General features: G+C 68.4%; 16 protein-coding genes. 12 read left to right on the top strand and 4 right to left on the bottom strand.

The window, feature by feature from the left end:
* Positions 1 to 170 precede the first annotated feature (170 nt).
* The 9 genes from ACQ86A_RS05455 (at position 171) to ACQ86A_RS05495 (ending at position 11,302) form a co-directional block, all read left to right on the top strand.
* Positions 171 to 1,466 (top strand): ABC transporter substrate-binding protein, encoded by a 1,296-nt coding sequence (locus ACQ86A_RS05455; protein ID WP_431279584.1) that lies wholly within the window; start codon positions 171 to 173, stop codon positions 1,464 to 1,466.
* A gap of 35 nt (positions 1,467 to 1,501) precedes the next feature.
* Entirely contained in the window at positions 1,502 to 2,497 is a 996-nt protein-coding gene (locus tag ACQ86A_RS05460; RefSeq protein ID WP_431280375.1) for a carbohydrate ABC transporter permease, read from the top strand.
* On the top strand, positions 2,497 to 3,375 hold the full coding sequence (locus ACQ86A_RS05465; RefSeq protein WP_431279585.1) for a carbohydrate ABC transporter permease: 879 nt from the start codon (positions 2,497 to 2,499) through the stop codon (positions 3,373 to 3,375). Before ACQ86A_RS05460 ends, ACQ86A_RS05465 begins: the two co-directional genes overlap by 1 nt.
* 111 nt (positions 3,376 to 3,486) lie before the next feature.
* On the top strand, positions 3,487 to 5,904 hold the full coding sequence (locus ACQ86A_RS05470) for a beta-glucosidase family protein (protein WP_431280376.1): 2,418 nt from the start codon (positions 3,487 to 3,489) through the stop codon (positions 5,902 to 5,904).
* Between the two features lie 110 nt (positions 5,905 to 6,014).
* Positions 6,015 to 7,211, top strand: coding sequence for an ROK family protein (locus tag ACQ86A_RS05475; protein ID WP_431279586.1), 1,197 nt, complete (start codon positions 6,015 to 6,017; stop codon positions 7,209 to 7,211).
* An 803-nt stretch (positions 7,212 to 8,014) separates the two neighbouring features.
* Positions 8,015 to 9,244, top strand: coding sequence for a multidrug effflux MFS transporter (locus ACQ86A_RS05480; RefSeq protein WP_431279587.1), 1,230 nt, complete (start codon positions 8,015 to 8,017; stop codon positions 9,242 to 9,244).
* 133 nt (positions 9,245 to 9,377) lie between these two features.
* Positions 9,378 to 10,070, top strand: a complete 693-nt coding sequence (locus ACQ86A_RS05485) for a phosphatase PAP2 family protein (protein ID WP_431279588.1) — start codon at positions 9,378 to 9,380, stop codon at positions 10,068 to 10,070.
* Between the two features lie 9 nt (positions 10,071 to 10,079).
* On the top strand, positions 10,080 to 10,703 hold the full coding sequence (locus ACQ86A_RS05490; protein ID WP_431279589.1) for a hypothetical protein: 624 nt from the start codon (positions 10,080 to 10,082) through the stop codon (positions 10,701 to 10,703).
* Entirely contained in the window at positions 10,619 to 11,302 is a 684-nt protein-coding gene (locus tag ACQ86A_RS05495) for an ROK family protein (RefSeq protein ID WP_431279590.1), read from the top strand. Before ACQ86A_RS05490 ends, ACQ86A_RS05495 begins: the two co-directional genes overlap by 85 nt.
* Before the next feature lie 127 nt (positions 11,303 to 11,429).
* Here the strand turns inward: ACQ86A_RS05495 and ACQ86A_RS05500 are convergent, their stop codons facing one another.
* Positions 11,430 to 13,709 carry an alpha-galactosidase gene (locus ACQ86A_RS05500; RefSeq protein ID WP_431280377.1) on the bottom strand — a complete coding sequence of 760 codons (2,280 nt, stop codon included), beginning with the start codon at positions 13,707 to 13,709 and terminating at the stop codon, positions 11,430 to 11,432.
* A 149-nt stretch (positions 13,710 to 13,858) separates the two neighbouring features.
* Between ACQ86A_RS05500 and ACQ86A_RS05505 the strand changes: the two genes are divergently transcribed.
* Positions 13,859 to 15,127, top strand: a complete 1,269-nt coding sequence (locus ACQ86A_RS05505) for a saccharopine dehydrogenase family protein (protein WP_431279591.1) — start codon at positions 13,859 to 13,861, stop codon at positions 15,125 to 15,127.
* 418 nt (positions 15,128 to 15,545) lie between these two features.
* Positions 15,546 to 17,531 (top strand): helicase HerA-like domain-containing protein, encoded by a 1,986-nt coding sequence (locus ACQ86A_RS05510; RefSeq protein ID WP_431279592.1) that lies wholly within the window; start codon positions 15,546 to 15,548, stop codon positions 17,529 to 17,531.
* Positions 17,532 to 17,634: 103 nt separating this feature from the next.
* On the opposite strand, the gene ACQ86A_RS05515 is transcribed toward ACQ86A_RS05510, so the two are convergent.
* Together ACQ86A_RS05515 and ACQ86A_RS05520 are read right to left on the bottom strand one after the other, a co-directional pair.
* On the bottom strand, positions 17,635 to 18,471 hold the full coding sequence (locus ACQ86A_RS05515) for an aminoglycoside phosphotransferase family protein (RefSeq protein WP_431279593.1): 837 nt from the start codon (positions 18,469 to 18,471) through the stop codon (positions 17,635 to 17,637).
* Positions 18,471 to 19,388 carry a helix-turn-helix domain-containing protein gene (locus tag ACQ86A_RS05520; RefSeq protein WP_431279594.1) on the bottom strand — a complete coding sequence of 306 codons (918 nt, stop codon included), beginning with the start codon at positions 19,386 to 19,388 and terminating at the stop codon, positions 18,471 to 18,473. Before ACQ86A_RS05520 ends, ACQ86A_RS05515 begins: the two co-directional genes overlap by 1 nt.
* Positions 19,389 to 19,405: 17 nt before the next feature.
* Between ACQ86A_RS05520 and ACQ86A_RS05525 the strand changes: the two genes are divergently transcribed.
* Positions 19,406 to 20,014, top strand: coding sequence for a GNAT family N-acetyltransferase (locus tag ACQ86A_RS05525; protein ID WP_431279595.1), 609 nt, complete (start codon positions 19,406 to 19,408; stop codon positions 20,012 to 20,014).
* Positions 20,015 to 20,028: 14 nt separating this feature from the next.
* Here ACQ86A_RS05525 and ACQ86A_RS05530 read toward each other — a convergent pair whose 3' ends face one another.
* Positions 20,029 to 20,598 (bottom strand): hypothetical protein, encoded by a 570-nt coding sequence (locus ACQ86A_RS05530; RefSeq protein ID WP_431279596.1) that lies wholly within the window; start codon positions 20,596 to 20,598, stop codon positions 20,029 to 20,031.
* Positions 20,599 to 20,637: the final 39 nt, after the last annotated feature.

Genomic DNA, 20,637 nt, shown 5'->3' on the forward strand with positions numbered 1-20,637 from the left:
TTGCGGTTACAGTTGACACTGCTTTGGACATCGTTGTCGACATCGATGTCGAAATCGTTATCGATATCGTTGTCGATATCGATTGACAAACAACATATCCGGGTGCGAGGCTCTGTGCTGCGGCAGGTGGCTGCCGCAGTGTCTCCAATCACTACCAAGGAGTTTCCACAATGAAGAGGAAAATTCGAGTCGCGGGCGTGCTCGCCCTTGTCGCGGGTACCGCGCTACTCGCCACGGGCTGCAGCAGCAGCGGCGACAGCTCATCGAGTGACGGCAAGGTCAGCATGACCTTCTGGCACAACTCGACCACCGGCCCCGGTGCGGAGTTCTGGAAGACGACAGTCGCCGACTTCGAGAAGGCCAACCCGAACGTCACGATCAAGATCCAGGCGATCCAGAACGAGGACCTCGACGGAAAGCTCCAGACGGCGCTCAACTCCGGCGACGCCCCCGACGTCTTCCTGCAGCGCGGTGGCGGCAAGATGGCCGCGATGGCCGACGCCGGCCAGCTGATGGACCTCACCGGTTCGATCGACGCCGCGACGAAGTCCGTCGTCAGCGATGGCGCGATCAAGGGTTCGTCGTACGACGGCAAGGTGTACTCGATGCCCGTCGACGTCCTCCCCGAGGGCATCTACTACAGCCAGGATCTGTTCAAGGCCGCAGGCATCGACGCTCCGCCCACCACGATGGATGAGCTCAACGCCGACATCGCCAAGCTGAAGGCAACGGGTGTCGCACCTGTCGCCGTCGGCGCCAAGGATGCCTGGCCCGCCGCGCACTGGTACTACAACTTCGCGCTGCGCGAGTGCAGCGAGGACACCCTGGCCAAGTCGGCCAAGGACCTCAAGTTCGACGACTCGTGCTGGACCAAGGCCGGAAACGACCTCGACGCGTTCAACAAGACCGAGCCGTTCAACCAGGGCTTCCTCACCACGGCCGCCCAGCAGGGCGCCGGCAGCTCGGCCGGTCTCGTGGCCAACCACAAGGCGGCCATGGAGCTCATGGGTGCCTGGGACCCGGGAGTGATCGCATCCCTGACCCCCGACCAGAAGCCGCTGCCCGACCTGGGCTGGTTCCCGTTCCCCACCATCGACGGTGGCAAGGGCGACCCGGCCTCGATGATGGGCGGAATCGACGGGTTCTCCTGCTCGGCCAAGGCGCCGAAGAAGGAGTGCACCGCGTTCCTGAACTACATGACCACGAAGAGCGTGCAGGAGGCGTACTACAAGGCCTTCAACGCGATCCCCGTGAACAAGGATGCTCAGAGCATCATCACCGAGCCCTACCTCAAGTCGGTTCTCGAGGCGTACAACAAGGCTCCGTTCGTGTCGCAGTACCTCGACACCCTGCTCGGCCAGAACGTCGGAAACGCGATGAACACCGGTGTCGTCGACCTGCTCGCAGGCAAGGGTGACGCCGCAGGCATCATCAAGGGCGTCAACGAAGCCGCAGCAAAGGGATAACCAGCACCATGAGCAGTTCCCTGGGAACGCAGCCGATGACCGAGCAGCAGCCGCCACAGGGCACGCAGAAGGTCGGGGGCGACGCCATCACCGCGTCGTCCCCGGCCCCACGGCGGCCCAAGCGCGTGGCTGACTGGCGCAAGCGCTTCGAGATCACGATCCTCTCGGGGCCCGCGATCGTCGTCTTCGTCGCTTTCGTCATCTTCCCGGTCGTCCTGGCCGCCTATTACGGCTTCTTCCGCTGGAAGGGCTACGGAGCGCCGACCGACTTCATCGGACTCGGCAACTACGCGATCATCTTCGCCGACACGGCGTTCCATGAGGCGCTCCTGCACAACGGCATCATCGTCGTGCTGTCGCTGATCATCCAGGGGCCGGTCGCGATCGCGCTGGCACTGCTCCTCAACCAGAAGATCCGCGGCCGCACGATCATCCGCATCCTGATCTTCGTGCCGTACGTGATCTCCGAGGTCATCGTCGGAACCGGCTGGAGCCTCATGCTCCAGACCTCGGGTGCGGTCAACGACCTGCTGGAGACGATCGGTCTCGGTGCGTTCAAGGCCGACTGGCTGTCCGACCCGAAGATCGCCATCTGGTCGCTGATGGTCATCATCTCGTGGAAGTACATCGGCTTCGCCGTGATCCTCTTCCTCGCCGGGATGCAGTCCATCCCCGAGGAGCTCAACGAGGCCGCGCAGATCGACGGCGCGAGCTACTGGCAGATCCAGCGCCGCATCACGCTGCCGCTGCTCGGCCCGACCATCCGCATCTGGGCGTTCCTGTCGATCATCGGCTCCCTGCAGCTGTTCGACCTCGTCTACATCATCTGGGGCCAGTACGTCGCATCGACGGCGGGCACCTCCACCATGGCGACGTACATGGTCGCCAACAGGCGCACCTCGGGCAACTACGGCTTCGGCAACGCCGTCGCCGTGGTGATGTTCGTGATCTCACTCGTGATCGCCCTGATCTACCAGCGATTCGTGCTGCGGCGCGACATGGCCGGCGCAATAACCGAGAGGCAGAAGTGATGTCAGCAACGACGCTTGCCAGGGCACCACGTGCCACGCAGAAGTCCCGATCCCGAACCGGCGACAAGTGGGGCAGCCCCGTCACCTACTTCATCGCGCTGATCTTCATCGCGGTGTGCCTCGCCCCGATCCTCTACATCGTGCTCGGTGGTTTCCGCGATAACTCGCAGATCACCTCCTCGCCCGCAGGTCTGCCCAACCCGTGGCGGATCGACAACTACCTCAGCGTCCTCACCGGGTCGACCTTCTGGATCGAGATCGGCAACTCGGTCATCGTCGGTGTCACCACGACGGTCGTCGTCGTGGTTCTCGGACTCATGGTGAGCTACGTGCTCGCCCGTTACGAGTTCAAGGGACGTGGTGCGATGTACGCCCTGTTCGCGGCGGGCCTCATGTTCCCGCTGACGGTCGCGATCACGCCGCTGTACATCCTCGTGAAGGATCTCGGCCTCACGAACAACCTGGGCGGCGTCATCCTCCCGCAGATCGGGTTCGCCCTGCCGACCACGGTGATCATCCTGGTCCCATTCATCAAGGCGATCCCCGTCGAGCTCGAGGAGGCCGCAGCCCTCGATGGGGCGAGCCGTCTCGGATTCTTCTTCCGGATGGTCATGCCGCTGTCGATCCCCGGCGTCGTCACGACGGGCATCCTCGCGTTCATCGCCAGCTGGAACAACTACCTGCTGCCGCTGTTCATCCTGAACGACCAGTCGACGTTCACGCTGCCCCTCGGCGTTCAGGCGTTCTCGTCCCAGTACTCGGTGGACACGGCCAAGGTTCTGGCTTTCACCTCCCTCTCCATGCTCCCTGCGCTCATCTTCTTCGCTCTGTTCCAGAAGCGCATCGTGGGCGGACTGACCGGAGCCGTCAAAGGGTGAGCCCGCCGGCGCCGCACGAATCCGCCCCCGGGCGTCGTGCCGGTGCCGACCGGCTCCCCTCCTGGCCCTGTGAACGAAAGTGAAGAATCCGTGACCGTTGTCGTCCCCGCCATGCCCGAGGTGTCCGAGCGCGTTCGTGCGCTCCACGCCCGCATGACGCTCGAAGAGAAGCTCGCCCAGATCGTCGGGTACTGGCTCGACCAGAACGGCGTCGTCGCGCCCATGCAGGGCGAGATGGCCTCGGCTCAGGATGCCCGGGGCGACCTGACCGAGGTGACCAGGCACGGCATCGGTCACTACACCCGTGTCTACGGCACCCGACCGGTCGAGCCGGCGGAGCGCGCGGCGTGGCTGTGGGCCGAGCAGCGCCGGCTCAAGCGCGAGACGCGCCTCGGCATCCCTGCGCTCGTGCACGAGGAGTGCTTGACCGGGCTCGCCGCGTGGAAGGCGGCGACGTTCCCGACCCCGCTCGCCTGGGGCGCATCCTTCGACCCCGAGCTGGTCGAGGAGATGGCCCAGGCGATCGGCTCCTCGATGCGCGAGCTCGGCATCCACCAGGGCCTCGCGCCCGTGCTCGACGTGATCCGCGATCCCCGGTGGGGCCGGGTCGACGAGTGCATCAGCGAAGACCCGTACCTCGTGGGCACCGTCGGCACCGCGTATGTTCGCGGGCTTCAGGATGCGGGCGTGCACGCGACCCTCAAACATTTCCTCGGGTACTCGGGGTCACGCGCCGGTCGCAACCACGCTCCCGTGCAGGCCGGTCCGCGCGAGATCGCGGACGTCTTCCTGCCCCCGTTCGAGATGGCGATCCTCGACGGGGGAGCTAAGTCGGTGATGAACTCGTACACCGATGTGGACGGCATCCCGATGGCGGCGAACCCCGACTACTTCACCGGAGTGCTGCGCGAGAAGCTGCGCTTCGACGGCGTCGTGGTCGCCGACTACTTCGCCGTCGCGTTCCTCGAGGTCATGCACGCCGTCGCCGCCGATCAGGGCGGGGCCGCAGCGCTCGCGCTCGAGGCCGGCATCGATATCGAGCTGCCGACGGGCAATGCCTACCTCGAGCCTCTGGCGGAGCGCATCCGCTCGGGCCAGTTCGACGAGGCGTTCGTCGACCGCGCCGTGCTGCGTGCCCTCGCTCAGAAAGAGGAGCTGGGGCTGCTCGACGTTGGAGCGTTCGAGGGTGCCGCGCCGACCGAGATCGACCTGGACTCGCCACGTCACCGCGAGCTCGCCCGCCGGCTCGCCGAGGAGTCGGTTGTGCTGCTCTCGAACGACGGACTCCTTCCGCTCGGCGCGCGTTCAGCACCGCTCTCGAAGGTCGCGGTCATCGGCCCGAACGCACACCGCGCCGAGGCGCTCCAGGGCTGCTACTCGTTCGCGAATCACGTTCTCGCGACCCACCCGGAACTTCCGCTCGGCTTCGAGATCCCCACCGTTCTGGAGTCCCTTCCGTCTGCGTTCGCCGCAGCAGAGCTGCCCGTGCCCGAGTTCGTCTACGCCGAGGGTTGCGAGGTCGAAGGCGACGACGAGTCAGGATTCGCGGCTGCTGTCGCCGCCGCATCCTCGGCCGAGCTCGCGATCGTCGTCGTCGGGGACCAGGCAGGGCTCTTCGGTCGAGGAACCGTCGGAGAGGGAAACGACTCGGAGTCGCTGGAACTCCCGGGAGTGCAGCGCCGCCTCGTCGAGGCGGTCGTCGCATCCGGAACCCCCGTCGTGATGGTGCTGCTGACCGGACGGCCCTATGCGATCGGCTGGGCCCTCGGCGATGACGACAACGCGCCCGGGGCCGTGCTCCAGGCGTTCTTCCCGGGCGAGGGCGGCGGTCTCGCGATCGCCGACATCATCACCGGCACGGTGAACCCCTCCGGCCGCCTCCCCGTCTCGATGCCGCGCTCGGCGGGCGCGCAGCCGTACTCCTACCTGCACCCGATCCTCGGCGGCCCATCGGATGTGACCGCGACGGATTCGACGCCGCTGCTGCCCTTCGGGTTCGGGCTGTCGTACACCTCGTTCGACTACACCGACCTGGTCGTCGATCCATCGGTCCAAGCCGGGGGCACGTTCACGGCGGCGGTGACGGTCACGAACACTGGAGTCGTTCGCGGGACCGACGCGGTTCAGCTCTACGGGCACGATGTTCAGGGATCGGTGACCCGTCCGGTCGCTCAACTCCTCGGCTACGCGCGTGTGGACCTCGAGACGGGGGAGTCGCGCCGTGTGACGTTCACGGTGCCCACGACCCGGTTCGCCTTCAGCGACCGCCGCATGGTCAGGATTGTCGAACCCGGCGATGTGAGCGTCTGGGTCGCCTCCCACGTTGCGGCCTCCTCGACCGCTCGGGCGATCGACGAGACCACGGGTGGCGCGATCGTCAGCGAGAAGCGTGCCACGGTACGGAGCCTTGCGGGTGCCTCGACCGCACGCGTCTCCGTCGCGATCACCGGGGCCGTGTATGAGGTCACCCCGGCGTCCGCCCGCCTCGTCACGGTCGAGCAGGAGTCGCCGGCGCTGGTCATTCTCTGACGCTCTCGCCGCAAGGGAGTGAGATGTCGGCGGATGGTTCGATGGTTCGATGGTTAGCGGAAGAGCGCCTTTTCCTGTGCTCGCGGGCTGGGCTGTAGGGTGCGAGTGAGATGAAGACTTCGGGTGGGATCAGCGCGGGCACGAATCTGGACGCGATGCGCAGGCACAACCTCGCAACGGTTCTCCGGATGGTGCACCGCGCGGGCGCGATCCCTCGGTCGGCGCTCACGCAGGCGACCGGTCTCAACCGGTCGACCGTCGGCGCGCTCGTCGGTGAGCTGGTCGAGCTCGGCCTCGTCGCCGAGCGGGAGCCCCAGACCAGCAACCGGGTCGGACGCCCGAGCCCGGTTGTCGCGGCCGACGCCCGCGTTGTCGCGCTCAGCGTGAATCCTGAGATCGATGCGGTCACTGTGGGTGTCGTCGGCCTCGACGGATCCGTGCTGCACCAGGTGCGCTCGGCGACCGATCACGTGCCGTCCGCTACGGAGGCAGCAGCCATCGCCGCCGCCGTGATCGACGACCTCCGCCCCGACCTCACCGAAGCGCGAGTCGTCGGAATCGGCGTCGCCGTGCCGGGGCTCGTACGGGGGAGCGACGGCGTCGTCCGTCTCGCGCCGCACCTGGAATGGGTGGACGAACCGTTCGCTGCCCAGCTCGCCGAGGCGACCGGTTACCCGGTGCACGCGGCGAACGACGCAAGGCTCGGCGCCAACGCAGAACGGCTCTTCGGAGCAGGCCGGGGCGCGAGCCACCTCGTCTACCTCAACGGCGGTGCCTCCGGTATCGGCGCGGGCGTCATCGTCGGCGGCGAATCGCTGACGGGCGTCTCCGGATACGCGGGGGAGCTGGGCCACACTCTCGTCAACTCGGCGGGCATCCGGTGCCACTGCGGCGCGATCGGCTGCCTCGAGACCGAGGTCAGCCAGCACGCTCTGCTGGCCGTGCTCGGCCTGACCGCTGCAGACCCCGACGAGCTCGACCGTGCGCTCGCCGCCGCGGTCGAAGCGGGTGAGACGGATGTGCTGGCCGAGATCGAGCGGCAGCTCGGCTTCCTCGCCACCGCGCTCCGCACCGCGACGAACGTCTTCAACCCCGAGCTGATCGTGCTCGGCGGATTCCTGGGCTCGCTGCACGCCGTCGCGCCGGACCGCCTCCCCGCCCTGGTCAGCGCGCAGGCACTTCGCGCCTCGGCCGAGAACCTCGCGATCGTCCGCGCCGAACTCGGCTCCCGCATCCTGACCATCGGAGCCGCCGAGCTCGCCTTCGCGCCCCTCATCGCCGCCCCCTCCGGCCCGCCGGCCGTCTGACGCTCGCGTGCGCGCGCTTCGCGCCCGCCCGCACCTCCCGAGTTGCGCCAAATCGACCTTCCGGAAGCCCGGGAAGGTCGATTCACCGCAACTCGCTCCCTGGCGACCGCATCCTGAGACCGGTCGCGCACCGTGAGTCGCGGCGTGGAGCGCGCATCCCGAGGCCCGGTCCCGACGCGCCCGCGCGCGGTGAGTTGCGTCAAGTCGACCTTCGGAAGCCCGGGAAGGTCGATTCGCCGCAACTCACACGGGTGGGTCGCATTCCGAGGCCCGTCGCGCACCGTGAGTCGCGGCGAACGCACCTTCCGCGGCCCCGGGAAGCCGTTCTCGCCGCGACTCGCCACCTGACGACCGCATCCTGAGCCCAAGACCGCGGGTGGGACCGCGGCCAAGTGAGTTGCGCCAAATCGACCTTCCGGAAGCCCGGGAAGGTCGATTCGCCGAAACTCGCGACCTGGCGACCGCATCCGGGGCCCAAGACCGCGGGCAGGAGTGAGTCGCGGCGAACGCACCTTCCGCGGCCCCGGGAAGCTGCTCTCGCCGCGACTCGCGGCGAGGAGCGCGCATCCTGAACCCAAGACCGGCGCGACTCAGCACCGCGCACCCAGCGCGAAGTGACCAGAAGTAGGGGGATGTGCACGGTAACATTGCGCGCCTGTTTCCGATAGGATTGCAAGTGTTCCGCACTCGAATCGATTCGATCGGTCCGGAACGCGCTCCGCCGAACTCCGGCACCACCCCAGCACCTCCCTTCCCACCGCGGCCCCGACCGCGGTGTTCGTTTTCTCCCTGCAAGGATTTCTGTGACTACCGTCGTTCACCCCGGTGACTCGCTCTCCGGCCGTCAAAGGCTGGCCTACATCCTGATCCTGGGCGCTCTGACCGCGCTCGGGCCGTTCACCATCGACACCTACCTCCCGGCACTGCCGACCCTGGAGAAGGAGTTCGACGTCTCGACGGCAGCGATCCAGCTCACTCTCACCGCCACGACGATCGGCTTCGGCGTCGGACAGCTCGTCGTCGGCCCTTGGAGCGACAAAGTGGGTCGCCGGCTGCCGCTGATCCTCGCGACGATCGTGCACATCGTGTCGTGCCTCGGCGCTGCCGTCGCCCCGAATGTCGAACTGCTCGGCGTCGCGCGCGCGTTCCAGGGAATCGGCGCTGCGGCGGGTGGTGTCGTCGCGATGGCCATGGTCCGCGACCTCTTCGGCGGACGGCCTCTCGTGCGCATGCTCAGCCGGCTCGCACTCGTCAACGGTCTAGCGCCCGTGCTCGCCCCGGTTCTTGGCTCGCAGCTCCTGCTCATCATGCCGTGGCGCGGCATCTTCGTCGTGCTCGCGTTCTACGGCCTCTTCGTGGTGATCTGCGTATCCCTGTGGATCGTCGAGACTCTCCCCAAGGCACGGCGTCAGGATGCGGGCCACTCCACTGTCGGGCAGCGCTACAAGTCGGTGCTCAGCGACCGCGTCTTCGTGGGAATCGCCATCGTCGGCGCGATGAACTTCACCGGACTCTTCTCCTACCTGTCGTCGAGCTCGTTCGTGTTCCAGGATCTCTACCAGTTCGACGCCCAGCAATACGGACTGCTGTTCGCGGTGAACTCCATCGGCATCATCATCGGCGTGCAGTCGGCGGCGCGCCTGACCAAGTACTTCGGGCCGCAGTGGATCCTCGCCGTCTCGACGATCGTCATGTTCGTCTCGGCCGTCACGATCGTCGTGCTCGATCAGGCCCACGCCGGCCTGTGGGGTGTCGTCATCCCGCTCTGGTTCTTCATCGCCGCGTGTGGATTCGGCTTCCCGTGCGTTCAGGTGATCGCGCTCAACGGCCACGGACACGAGGCCGGCACCGCTGCATCCCTGCTCGGAGCGGTGAACTTCGGCCTCGCCGGAATCATCTCTCCCGTCGTCGGCCTGCTGGGCGTGGCCAGCGCCGCGCCGATGGGGCTCGTCATGGCGATCTGCTCGGCGATCAGCATTGCCGCGCTCTGGCTCATCGTGCGTCCCCGAACCGTGCCCGAACTGGCTCACTGAGCCGACCGGGCCTCACTGAGCCGACCGGGGATGCGCGTGCGGTGCCGAAGAGACACCGCTCCGCGCCGACCGGCATGCCATAAAACCGCCGACAGACCGTGCATCCAAACCGCCGACGGGTACCGTTGACGGCATGGAAGAGCACACCGACGTCGCGCAAGCAGCGAGAATCGCCCGCCGGTGGCCGGTGGTCTCCGCCTCGGTGGCCGTCGGGCTCGTCGTACTGCTGGGTGTGATCATCGCCTTCCGACCCACCGAGCCTTTCGCGATCGATGCGGAGTGGATGGGCGAGATCGTCGAACACCGGTCGCCTTTCTGGCTCGGTCTGTCGCTGTTCTTCAACTACGCGGGCGGCGGGATCATCGGCTCGATCGTGATCCCGGTGCTGATCTTCCTGACACTCCTGGCTTTCCGACGGCCGTGGGGCGCTACCTACTTCGCGATCGCGAGCATCCTGTCGGTGCTGTGCGTGCAGATCCTGAAGGTCACGGTCGGTCGCGCGCGGCCGACGGACATCCTGGTGCAGTCGGACACGGGTTCATTCCCGTCGGGGCATACAGCCAATGCGGCCACCATGGTCGTCGTGCTCGGGATCATCTTTCCGCGGGTCTGGGTGTGGGCCGCGGGTGCCGCTTGGGCCCTCCTGATGGCCTTCAGTCGCACCTATCTGGGCGCGCACTGGCTGAGCGACACGATTGCCGGTCTGTTGATCGGCTCCGGTATAGCGGTCATCGTCTGGGCGCCGTTGGCGTACCGGATCGCTCGCGAACGCTTGGCACCGCATCCCTTCTTCCTGGTGAAACCGAAGCCGATACCGGAACCATAGGATGTGCGAATGAGCACCCCGGCCGCCCCGGATTCCACGGTCGTCGGCAGCGCGGCACGGGTGATGCTCGAGATCCTGATCCACGGCCCGCTCTCCCGCGTCGAGCTCGCCGAGCGGCTCGGCCTCTCGGGCCCCAGCCTCACCCGGCTGACGAAGCCGCTCATCGCCGAGGGTCGTCTCTTCGAGGGCGCGCCGCAGGCGCGACCGGCCGGTCGGCCGCTGCAGCCGCTCGACCTCGACCCCGCCTCCGAGCACTTCGCGGGCGTGAAGCTGACGGCGGATACGGTCTACGCCGTGATCACCGACCTGCGTGGCGCGGTGCGCGCTGAGGAGGAACAACCCCTCACCGACCACGCGCCCGACGTCGTCGCTGACGCCGTAGCTGCACTCGTCCGTGGTCTCGGCGCCCCCTTCGGCCGGATCAGCGGCGTCGGGATCAGCCTCGGCGGGAACAGCGCCGACGGCCGAATCGTGGGGAGTCACAGTTTCTCGACTGGACCGGCGTTCCCCTCGCCGACCTCGTCGAACAGCGGCTCGGCCTGTCGGTCGTGGTCGCCAACGACGTCAACGCCCTCACGCAGGCCCAGCACTGGTTCGGCGCCGGCCGCGGGCTCGACACTTTCGCGGTTGTGACCATCGGCGCGGGCATCGGGATGGGTCTGGTCGCGGGCGGCGAACTGGTCACGGGCGCGCACGGCGCTCTCGGCAGCATCGGCCATCAGCTGCTCACCCACTCCGACGCGGTCTGCCGGCTCGGTCACCGCGGCTGCGCGAGCGCCCTGCTGACGACGGATGCGATCGAGCGCGCGGCCGCGGCCGTCACCCCGGGCGCGCCCACCGACCCAAACGCGTCGGATGCGGCCGTCGCGTCGGACGCGACCGCCGCACTCGACTTCGCCGCCATCCTGCGCGGCGCCGAGCAAGGCGACCCGCAGCTTCGCCTCGTCGTCGAGGAGGCGGGCACCGCCCTCGGGCTGCTGCTCGCATCCGTCGCCAACACCGTCGACCCGCAGAAGATCCTGCTCGCCGGAGAGGGGGCCAGGCTCGGCATCGTCGCCGAACCCGCCATGCTGACCGCGTTCGCCGACGCGACCGTCTGGAACAGCGTGACCGCCCCCATCGAAGTGCAGCCCTTCGCTTTCAACGAGTGGGCCCGCGGCGCCGCCGCCACCGCGATCCGCACCCGCATGCTCCGCGCGTACCCGGCCTCCGAGCCCATCCGCGATCGCTGACCACATCCGCAATTCCGGAGGTTTCACCCCCTCAGGCGCGTTTCCTCCGTAATTACGGACACCGCCCCGGCGCGCCGCGCAAACCTTCCGGAGTAACGAACGCGGCGCCCGCCCGCGCGCCGGCCCCTCAGACCGCAGTCACCTCGATCAGCCAAGCCTGCTCCGGATACGACATCGGCGCCTGCAGGCCCGCCACCTCGAGCGCGCGCCCCGTCATCACCACTCCGGAGGGCACAGCCCCCTTCGGGATCGCCACCGACCGCGGCGCCAGGCCCTCCGTCGTGACCGCGCCCGCAGCATCCGGAACCCCGAACCACGGAGGCACCCGGTACCCGTGCGCAGGGTCGCCGATCGTCAGCGGTCGCACGCGGTAGCGGCGCTCGGGGTCGAGCCCGCGCAGGGTGAACCGCCCGAGCGGGGCCGCATCCGACCGTCCGAGATACGCCAGCGAGAACAGCGCCGCCGAGCGGTCTTGCGCGACCACGCCACTCACCCAGAAGGTCGGGTCGACCTCGTCCATGCGCACGATGTCGCCCGTATGCAGCAGGTCGCGCCGCGAGCGGTACAGCGCGATCCACTCTGCGAGTTGCGAGAGCTCGGCAGGCGACGCCTCCGACAGGTCCCACTCGATGCCCAGGTGTCCGAACAGCGCCGTCGCCGCTCGAAAGCCGAGGTCGTGCACGCGCCGCGTCGTGTGCGAGCGTCCGGATGCGATGTGCGAGCCGAGCAGTTCGGGCGGAAGCAGCTGCAGGGTCCAGCGGTTCATCTGCTGCCGATCGAGCGGGTCGATGTTGTCGGAGACCCAGACCCGGTCGGTGCGCTCGATCACCCCGAGGTCCACACGCGCACCGCCTGACGAGCACGACTCGATCTCGAGCCCGGGGAAGCGCTCCTTCAACTCGTCCATCAGCCGGTAGGCGGCGAGCGTCTGCAGGTGCACGCCCGGCTCGCCGCCGGGCCAAGTACCCGCATCCACCAGGTCGCGGTTGTGATCCCACTTGATGTACGCGATCTCGTTCGTGCTCAGGATGTCGACCATCCTGTCCCGCACATAGGCGTAAGCCTCGGGCAGCCCCAGGTTCAACACCTGCTGGTGCCGCGACGCCACCGGGATGCGCCCACCGGTCTGCATCACCCACTCCGGACGCGCGCGCGCCAGGTCGGAGTCGAGGTTCACCATCTCCGGTTCGAACCACAGCCCGAACTCCATGCCGAGTCCGCGCACCCGCTCGATCAGCGGGGTGAGCCCGTTCGGCCAGACCGTCTCGTCCACGTACCAGTCGCCGAGTCCGGCGCGGTCGTGGCGACGGTGCCGGAACCAGCCGTCGTCGAGTACGAACCGCTCGACGCCGATCGCCGCGGCGCTCTCCGCGAGGGCGAGCAACCGGTCGAGGTCGTGGTCGAAGTACACCGCCTCCCACACGTTCAGTGTCATCGGCCGGGGACGTCGGGGATGCTGCGGCCGGGCCCGCAGGTGCCGGTGCAGCCGCCGAGCCTGGTCGTCGAGCCCCTGACCGTAGACGGCGTAAACCCACGGGGTGCGGTACCTGTCGCCCGGGCCGAGGATGATCTCGCCGGGCAGAAGCAGCTCGCCGCCGCCGGACACCTGCTCGCCGGTCGGCAGCCGCTCCGCGTAGTGGCGATGGTTGCCGCTGTAGCCGACGTGCACGCCCCACACCTCACCGTGCGCGAAGCCGAACCCGGGCTCGCCGACACTCAGCAGGGTCGCCGCATCGGCGCCGGTGCGCCCCTTGCGACCCTCGCGCAGGTGGATGCCTACGCCGAGCTCGCGACGCTGCGGCGTGCGTTCCTTGCCCCAGCGCCCCGCGAAGTCGAGGATCTCGCGGGCGCGCGGCGGCACGGGGAAGGCCAGGGCGAGGTCGTCGAGCCGGTAGACGTCGCCTTGGTTCTGGAGCTCGGCGGAGGCGCGCAGCACACCGGCGGGGGAGAGCTCGAGCTCGATCGTCACGGCGAGTTCGGCTTCCGGATCGACGGCCTCCACGCGCAGGCGGCCACCCGTTGCGAGGGTGCTGAGCCGCGCATCCGTGCCGTCGGTAGTGTCAGTGATTTCGGCGGTCGTGCCAGCGCTGGCCTCAGGACGCAGCCACAGCCCGGTCGTCCTGAAGCGCGGGGCCCAACCGCGACCGTCGCGACTTCCGCTCACGCCGGGCCTGCCGGTCCACCCGGTGAGCGACTCGGGCAGGATCGCCACGCGCACCCGCTCGTCGACCGCGTTGCTGATGTGGGGCTGCATGTCGGCCAGCGCGAGCGCGACGGCATCGTCGGCGCTGACCTGGCCCAGGTCGGCTCCCCAGTGCACGACGGATGGCAGCAGTCCGCCGCGCAGGTCGAGCAGAACGCTCACTCCGCCCGCACGCAGGTGCACGAGGCGGTCGGCATCGCGCATCCCTGCTCCCGCCTCGTCGTCGGCGATCGGTTCGGCGGATTCGGGGCGAGAGTCTTCGGGCAGCATCGGTGCTCCTGATCGATTTACTTTCTTGGCAGAAGTATCGTACGCCCTGGTTGGCGTCGGTCGGGGGCGATAGCGTTGCGCCCATGAGAATCCTGCTCGTGGGCGCCGGCGGCGTGGGCGACGCCATAGCCAAGATCGCCGCGCGACGTTCGTTCTACGAGACCATCGTCGTGAGCGACTACGACGTCGCGCGCGCCGAGCGCACCATCGCCTGGATCGCGGCGAAACACGGTGACGAGACCGCTGCCCGGTTCACCGCGGCCGCGATCGACGCCTCCGATCCGGATGCGGTCGCCGCCGTCGCGCGCGAACACCGCATCACCCACGTGATGAACGCCGTCGAGCCGAAGTTCGTGCCGACCATCTTCGCGGGAGCGCTCGCTGCCGACGCCGACTACCTGGACATGGCGATGAGCCTGTCGGAGCCGCATCCCACAGACCCCTATTCGCGAACCGGGGTCAAGCTCGGCGACGACCAGTTCGCCCTCCGCGGCGACTGGGAGGCGGCGGGCCGGCTCGCGCTCGTCGGCATGGGCGTCGAGCCGGGGCTCAGCGATGTGTTCGCCCGCTACGCGTCCGACAAGCTGTTCTCGCACATCGACGAACTCGGAACCCGTGACGGCGCCAACCTGGTCGTGCGCGACTCGGAGGGCAACGAGATCTTCGCGCCGTCGTTCAGCATCTGGACCACGATCGAGGAGTGCCTCAACCCACCCGTGATCTTCGAGAAGGATGCCGGGTGGTACACGACCGAGCCGTTCAGCGAGCCGGAGGTGTTCGAGTTCCCCGACGGGATCGGGCCCGTCGAGTGCGTGAACGTCGAGCACGAGGAGGTGCTCCTCATGCCGCGCTGGATCGACGCCGAACGGGTGACCTTCAAGTACGGTCTCGGCGAGGAGTTCATCGGCATCCTGCGCACCCTGCACCAGCTCGGCCTCGACTCGACCTCGCCCATTCGGGTGCGCAGCGACAAGGGACCGGTCGAAGTCGCGCCTCGGGATGTGGTGGCCGCGGCCCTGCCCGACCCCGCGACCATCGGCCCTCGGATGACCGGCAAGACCTGCGCCGGAGTGTGGGTCACGGGCACCGGTCTCGACGGCAACCCGCGCGAGGTGTACCTGTACCACGTCAGCGACAACGAGTGGACGATGCGAGAGTACGAAGCCCAGTGCGTCGTGTGGCAGACCGCGCTGAACCCGGTGATCGCCCTCGAACTGTTGTCGACCGGCACCTGGAAGGGCACGGGCGTCCTCGGCCCCGAGGCCTTCGACGCCGAGCCGTACCTCACCCTGATGGCCACCCCCGTCGAAGACGGCGGTTACGGCCAGCCCTGGGGCCTCCGCGAGGGCTGACCCGCCCTTTTGGCACGACTCGCCGCGCGTGCGGCCCTGTGCTGGGTGTCGAGTCGTCCGAAAAGTGCGTTGCGGCAGCCGCGAAGTGCACTTTTGGCACGATTCGCCGTGCGCGCGGGCCTGCGGTGGCTGTCGAGTCGTGCGAAAAGTGCGGTGCGGTAGCCGCGAAGTGCACTTTTCGCACGATTCGTCGCGTGCGGCCCTGCGGTGGGTGTCGAGTCGTGCGAAAAGTGGGATGCGGCAGCCGCGAAGTGCGCTTTTCGCACGACTCGCCGCGTGCGGCCCTGCGGTGGGTGTCGAGTCGTGCGAAAAGGGCTTCACGGCAGCCGCGAAGTGCACTTTTCGCACGACTGGGCAGCGGTCGTTGGGGGCATTCGGTGCCTATCGGGGCATTCGGAGGCGTGGCTAGAGTGAGCGCATGAGTGACGCCGACGCACTTGCGAAAGCCCAGGCCGACGCGGCAGCCGCCGCCGATAGCGCCGCGAAGTTGCAAGCCGAGGCCGCCGAGGCGTTGAAGCGGGCTCAGGATGCGGCAGCCGCCGCCCAAGTGCAGGCCGAGGCCGCGCATGCAGCAGTGGCCGCGGCGCAGGCACAAGCCGCCGCAGCCACGACCGCCTCCGAGGCCACCGCGCCACCCGCCGCGCCCGCCGCCCCCTCACCCGCTGCCACCACCCCACCCGCCGCGCCCACTCCCGCCTCACCCACCCCACCCGCCGCGCCCACTCCCACCGCAGCCACCTCACCCACCACCCCCACCACCCCCACCGCCCCGCTCTCCGCAGACCAGGTCGCGGTGATCCGCGACGGCTACGCCTTCGCCGGCGCAGCGCTCGAGATGGGGGCGCTCGTCAACGGGGACGCGCAGCCCGACGTGCCCGTGCGCATCCCTCTGGCCATGACGAACCGCCACGGACTCGTCGCCGGCGCCACCGGAACCGGTAAGACGAAGACCCTCCAGGTGCTGGCCGAACAGCTGGCGGCGGCCGGCGTGCCCGTCTTCGCCGCAGACATCAAGGGCGATCTTTCGGGGATCGCCAGCCCGGGCGAGCCTAATGAGAAGCTGCTCGAGCGCACGAAGGGGATCGGTCAGGACTGGACGCCGCGCGCATCCGTCACCGAGTACTTCTCGCTCGGCGGAGTCGGCAAAGGCATTCCCATCCGGGCGACCGTCGCCGGATTCGGGCCGCTCCTGCTGTCAAAAGTGCTCGGTCTCAACGACACGCAGGAGTCGAGTCTCGGGCTCGTCTTCCACTACGCCGACAAGGCGGGGCTCCCGTTGCTCGACCTCAGCGATCTGCGAGCGGTGCTCACCTTCCTGAACAGTGCCGACGGCAAAGCCGAGCTCACCGATCTGGGCGGTCTCTCGAGTGCGACGGTCGGGGTGATCCTGCGCGAACTGATCACGTTCGCCGACCAGGGCGCCGACACGTTCTTCGGCGAACCCGAGATCGACACGTCCGAGTTCCTGAAGATCGCGCCGGACGGGTCGGGCGTCGTCAGCCTGCTCGAGGTCCCGGGCGTGCAGGACAAGCCCGCGCTGTTCTCCACCTTCCTGATGTGGCTGCTCGCAGACCTCTTCAACGACCTGCCCGAGGTCGGAGACCTCGACAAGCCCAAGCTCGTCTTCTTCTTCGACGAGGCGCACCTGCTGTTCAAGGATGCGTCGAAGGACTTCTTGGCGTCGATCACCCAGACCGTGCGGCTCATCCGGTCGAAGGGAGTCGGCATCTTCTTCGTCACGCAGACGCCGAAGGATGTGCCGTCCGAGGTGCTCGCGCAGCTCGGCTCGCGGGTGCAACACCAGTTGCGCGCCTTCACTCCGGATGACGCGAAAGCACTCAAGGCCACGGTCTCGACGTACCCGAAATCGGGCTACGACCTGGCCGAGGTACTGCAGTCGCTCGGCACCGGCGAGGCGATCGTGACGGTCATGAATGAGAAGGGAGCGCCGAGCCCCGTCGCGTGGACACGCCTCCGCGCACCTCAGGGTTCGATGTCGCCGACCCCCGAGGCGCAGATCGACGCGACCGTCGCCGCTTCACCGCTGATGGCGAAGTACGGCGCGGCCATCGACCGCGACTCCGCCCGTGAGATGCTCGGCCGCAAGCTCGATGCGGCGGCGGCCGCGGCCGAGGAGCAGGAGCGCATCCTGGATCAGGCGAAGGCTGCCGTGGATGCGCAGAAGGCGGCCGACAAAGCGGCGGCCGCGCAGGCCAAGGCTCAGAAGGCGGCGGAAGCCGAGTATAACCGCCTGCTCAAGGCCACCGGACCGACGGCCCGCGCCAAGCGCACGACCTCGAAGCCGCAGCCGAACATCCTGGAGCAGGTGCTCGGCTCGAAGGCGACCAGCAGCATCCTGACCGGCGTCGTCGAAGGCATCTTCGGCACCCGTCGCCGCCGCTGACCGGGCGCCCGCCCGCCGGCCGCGCCTCGGGCCCTATTTGCCACTATCCGTCACTCTCAGCCGCTGAGAACGACGACAGGTGGCAAACGAGCGCGCCCGACCGTCAGTTCAGGATGCGCTGGGCGTGCATCCCGAGCGCAAGCGTGTGCTCGACGTCGAGACCAGAACCCTCCGACCAACACGACGACAGTCCGGTCCAGGCGACGGCCCACCGCAGCATCCGGTCGCGGTCGATGCCCGTCTCGTCGCTGATCACGGCGAGCTGCCGCTCGAACCGGCCCGGCGTCAGCGCGACCTCAGCAGACGGGTTGCACAGGATGTTCGCGAAATCGAACCCCGGATCGCCCACCACGTGCTTCGGGTCGATAGCGAGCCAGCCGTCCACCCCGAAGTCGAGCACGTTGCCATGGTGCAGGTCGCCGTGCAGCACGACGTCACCCGTCGGTGCTTCGAGCAGCTCCCGCGCGACAACCGCCGCTCGCGCATAGAAGCCTTCCCGGGCTTCCGGATGCTCGGCCGCGAGCTCGAACAGCTCACGGAACCACCGGTCCAGCCCGACCACCCCCGCAGGCAGCGGCCGGTCGTCGACGGCGTGCAGTCGCAGCCCGGCACGGCACAGGATGCGTGTGGCCTCGTCGTCGCCTTCGGCGCTCGCCGTCGCAAGCCGCTCCAGACTCCGCGAGCCCGTCGCGCGTTCGATCACCAGCGCGTCGCCCTCCGACGCGAGGACCGTTGCGGCCCCACGCCCAGCCCACCACACCATCACGCGCCCGCCGGCGCTCTCCTCGTCGACGGTCGCGACCTTGAGGAACGCCTCGCGCCCGGCGAACCGCACGGGCTGCAGCACGCTGCTCGGTGTCGCGAACGCATGGCCGTCGGGGATGAGTGCCCATCGGCTGATCCACGGCGCAAGCAGGCCTGTGGTCGCCTCCGCTCCCATCAGCGCGCCCGAGCCGAATGCGCTGGAGCAGCATCATCCGCGCCAGCCGCCCCAGCCACCCCAGCCGCCTCCGCGAGATATGCTCCCGGCGTCCACCCGATCACGCTTTTGAACTCGCGCCCGAAATGCGCCTGATCGGCATACCCGAGCTCCACGGCCAGGTCCGCCAACGCCGGCGGCGAATCCGACCGCAACGCGGCCGCGGCCTCCTGCAGCCGGTACCGCTGGATGAGCCACTTGGGCCCGAAGCCGATGTGTCCGGCGACGAGTCGCTGCAGGTGCCGCACCCCGATCCCGAACCGGTCGGCGAGCTGCTCGACGCGGGTGATGCCGCGGTCGTTCTCGACGGCGCCCACGATCGCGTCGACGAGCACCGCATCCGCGCCGGGTGACGGGATGCTCGCGACCAGCCAAGCTTCGAACGCCGCGATCGCGCCCGCGTCGTCGCCCGCCGCCATATGCGTTCTCACCGCGTCGACCGCATCCTGAACCCCAGGGACTCTCAGGGCGCTCAACGGTATCGACGGCGGGAGAGTGCGCACGCTGACGTCGACGAGCGAGCGTCCGGTTCCCGGTCGCAGCATCGCCCCGAACGCCCAGCTCTGGCCGGTGAGGATGCGCGCGCTGCGTCCTCGACGGGCGCGGTGCAGCATGGCTTCGCCGGGTTCAATCACGAGATTGCTGGTCGGATACTCGAGCACGTCCTGCCGCAGGGTGGAACCGGCGGGGAGCTCCCAGCGCGGCAGCCAGTAGTGGCGCACGAGGGGTGCGAGCTCGTCGCTCGGCCAGTAGCGCGCGATCCTGACCGGCCTGGCCGCGTCATCCGGAGTCAGCAGGCCGTTGCTGCGCGGCCCGGCAGACCCGGCGGAGGCTGCAACAGAGCTCTCGGCGGTGGCGGCAGCGGTGGGGACGGGCACGCTGCAATACTTTCACGGTGACTGCGATCCGTGCCTACCGTCCGAGCGACCGCGACGCCGTCGACGAGATCTGCGTGCGAACCGGCGCGAGCGGCAAAGACGCGACCGGTTTGTACAGCGACGACAGCCTGCTGCCCGACATCTTCGCGGACCCGTATCTGACCTACCAGCCCGACCTCGCGTACGTGGTCGACACCGGCGATCACGTCGCGGGTTACATCATCGGCGTCGCGGACACGGTCGCCTTCGCAGACTGGTACAAGCGCGAATGGCTCCCCGGATTCACGAAGCGGCACCCACTCGAAGCCGCGGCGACCGACGACGAGCGCGAGATGATCCGGTACGGCCTGAGCTACGGCAGCCGCTTGGTTCCCGAGCTGGGGGAGTATCCCGCGCACCTGCACATCGACCTGCTTCCCGAACTGCAGGGTCAGGGATTCGGTCGGGCGCTCATCCGTCGACTGCTCGCCGAACTCGAAGCGCGTGGCGTGCCTGCCGTTCACCTGGGTGTCTCGGGCTCCAACAAGTCGGCGCGCGCTTTCTACGACCGGCTCGGCTTTCACGAGCTGCCGTCGAGCAGCCCGGAAGGTCCCTCGCTCGGGATCGCCACCAGCGCCGTCGTCTAGCGCTAGAGCTGCCCCTATCGGCTGACGCGAGGAAAGCGCTCGAACCAGTACAGCAACTCGGGCGACGTACGTCGAAGCTCTGTGAGGGTGACGGATTCGGCGCGCTTCGTGATCGGCACGTCGAGCTCCTCGGCCACCCGCTCCATGTCGGCCAGGGCCCAGAACTGCCCGCGCATCCGGATGAGCACCCGCCCGTCCGTTCCCGTCACGAACAACTGCGGCTGGGTGTCGAGTGTGCTGCCCTCGTACAGATCGATGAGCACGATCGCGCCGACCATCGAGTGCCGCACCTCGATCGTGCGTCCGAAGAACCCGCGTTCGCGGACGCCGTCGTGGACGAACTGGATCGTGGTCGAGAAGTACGAGAGAACGGCCAGGGTGACGACGACCACGACGAGGATGTGGATTGCGAGCACGAGCGGCCAGACCCCATCCGGAATCGTCAGCCAGTACAGCACCGCGAAGACAGGGGTGGTCAGCGCGAAGATCGCGATCAGCCCACGCTTGAACAGGTGCGCGTGAGGGCGCAGCACGGTGCGCGACGGCGTCACGACCTTCTCCTGCTCAAGCGATTGCCCCTTCATTCCACTGAGCCTCGCTTATTCGCAAGCGCGCCGGTAGCG

This window comes from Leifsonia poae (assembly GCF_050632195.1).
Lineage (GTDB): Bacteria > Actinomycetota > Actinomycetes > Actinomycetales > Microbacteriaceae > Leifsonia > Leifsonia poae_C.

Bases quoted from the DNA above. Each gene is read 5' to 3' on its own strand.
- ACQ86A_RS05455 (WP_431279584.1), top strand. From the start codon at position 171: ATGAAGAGGAAAATTCGAGTCGCGGGCGTGCTCGCCCTTGTCGCGGGT.
- ACQ86A_RS05460 (WP_431280375.1), top strand. From the start codon at position 1,502: ATGACCGAGCAGCAGCCGCCACAGGGCACGCAGAAGGTCGGGGGCGAC.
- ACQ86A_RS05465 (WP_431279585.1), top strand. From the start codon at position 2,497: ATGTCAGCAACGACGCTTGCCAGGGCACCACGTGCCACGCAGAAGTCC.
- ACQ86A_RS05470 (WP_431280376.1), top strand. From the start codon at position 3,487: ATGCCCGAGGTGTCCGAGCGCGTTCGTGCGCTCCACGCCCGCATGACG.
- ACQ86A_RS05475 (WP_431279586.1), top strand. From the start codon at position 6,015: ATGAAGACTTCGGGTGGGATCAGCGCGGGCACGAATCTGGACGCGATG.
- ACQ86A_RS05485 (WP_431279588.1), top strand. From the start codon at position 9,378: ATGGAAGAGCACACCGACGTCGCGCAAGCAGCGAGAATCGCCCGCCGG.
- ACQ86A_RS05490 (WP_431279589.1), top strand. From the start codon at position 10,080: ATGAGCACCCCGGCCGCCCCGGATTCCACGGTCGTCGGCAGCGCGGCA.
- ACQ86A_RS05500 (WP_431280377.1), bottom strand. From the start codon at position 13,709: ATGCGCGATGCCGACCGCCTCGTGCACCTGCGTGCGGGCGGAGTGAGC.
- ACQ86A_RS05505 (WP_431279591.1), top strand. From the start codon at position 13,859: ATGAGAATCCTGCTCGTGGGCGCCGGCGGCGTGGGCGACGCCATAGCC.
- ACQ86A_RS05510 (WP_431279592.1), top strand. From the start codon at position 15,546: ATGAGTGACGCCGACGCACTTGCGAAAGCCCAGGCCGACGCGGCAGCC.
- ACQ86A_RS05515 (WP_431279593.1), bottom strand. From the start codon at position 18,471: ATGGGAGCGGAGGCGACCACAGGCCTGCTTGCGCCGTGGATCAGCCGA.
- ACQ86A_RS05530 (WP_431279596.1), bottom strand. From the start codon at position 20,598: ATGAAGGGGCAATCGCTTGAGCAGGAGAAGGTCGTGACGCCGTCGCGC.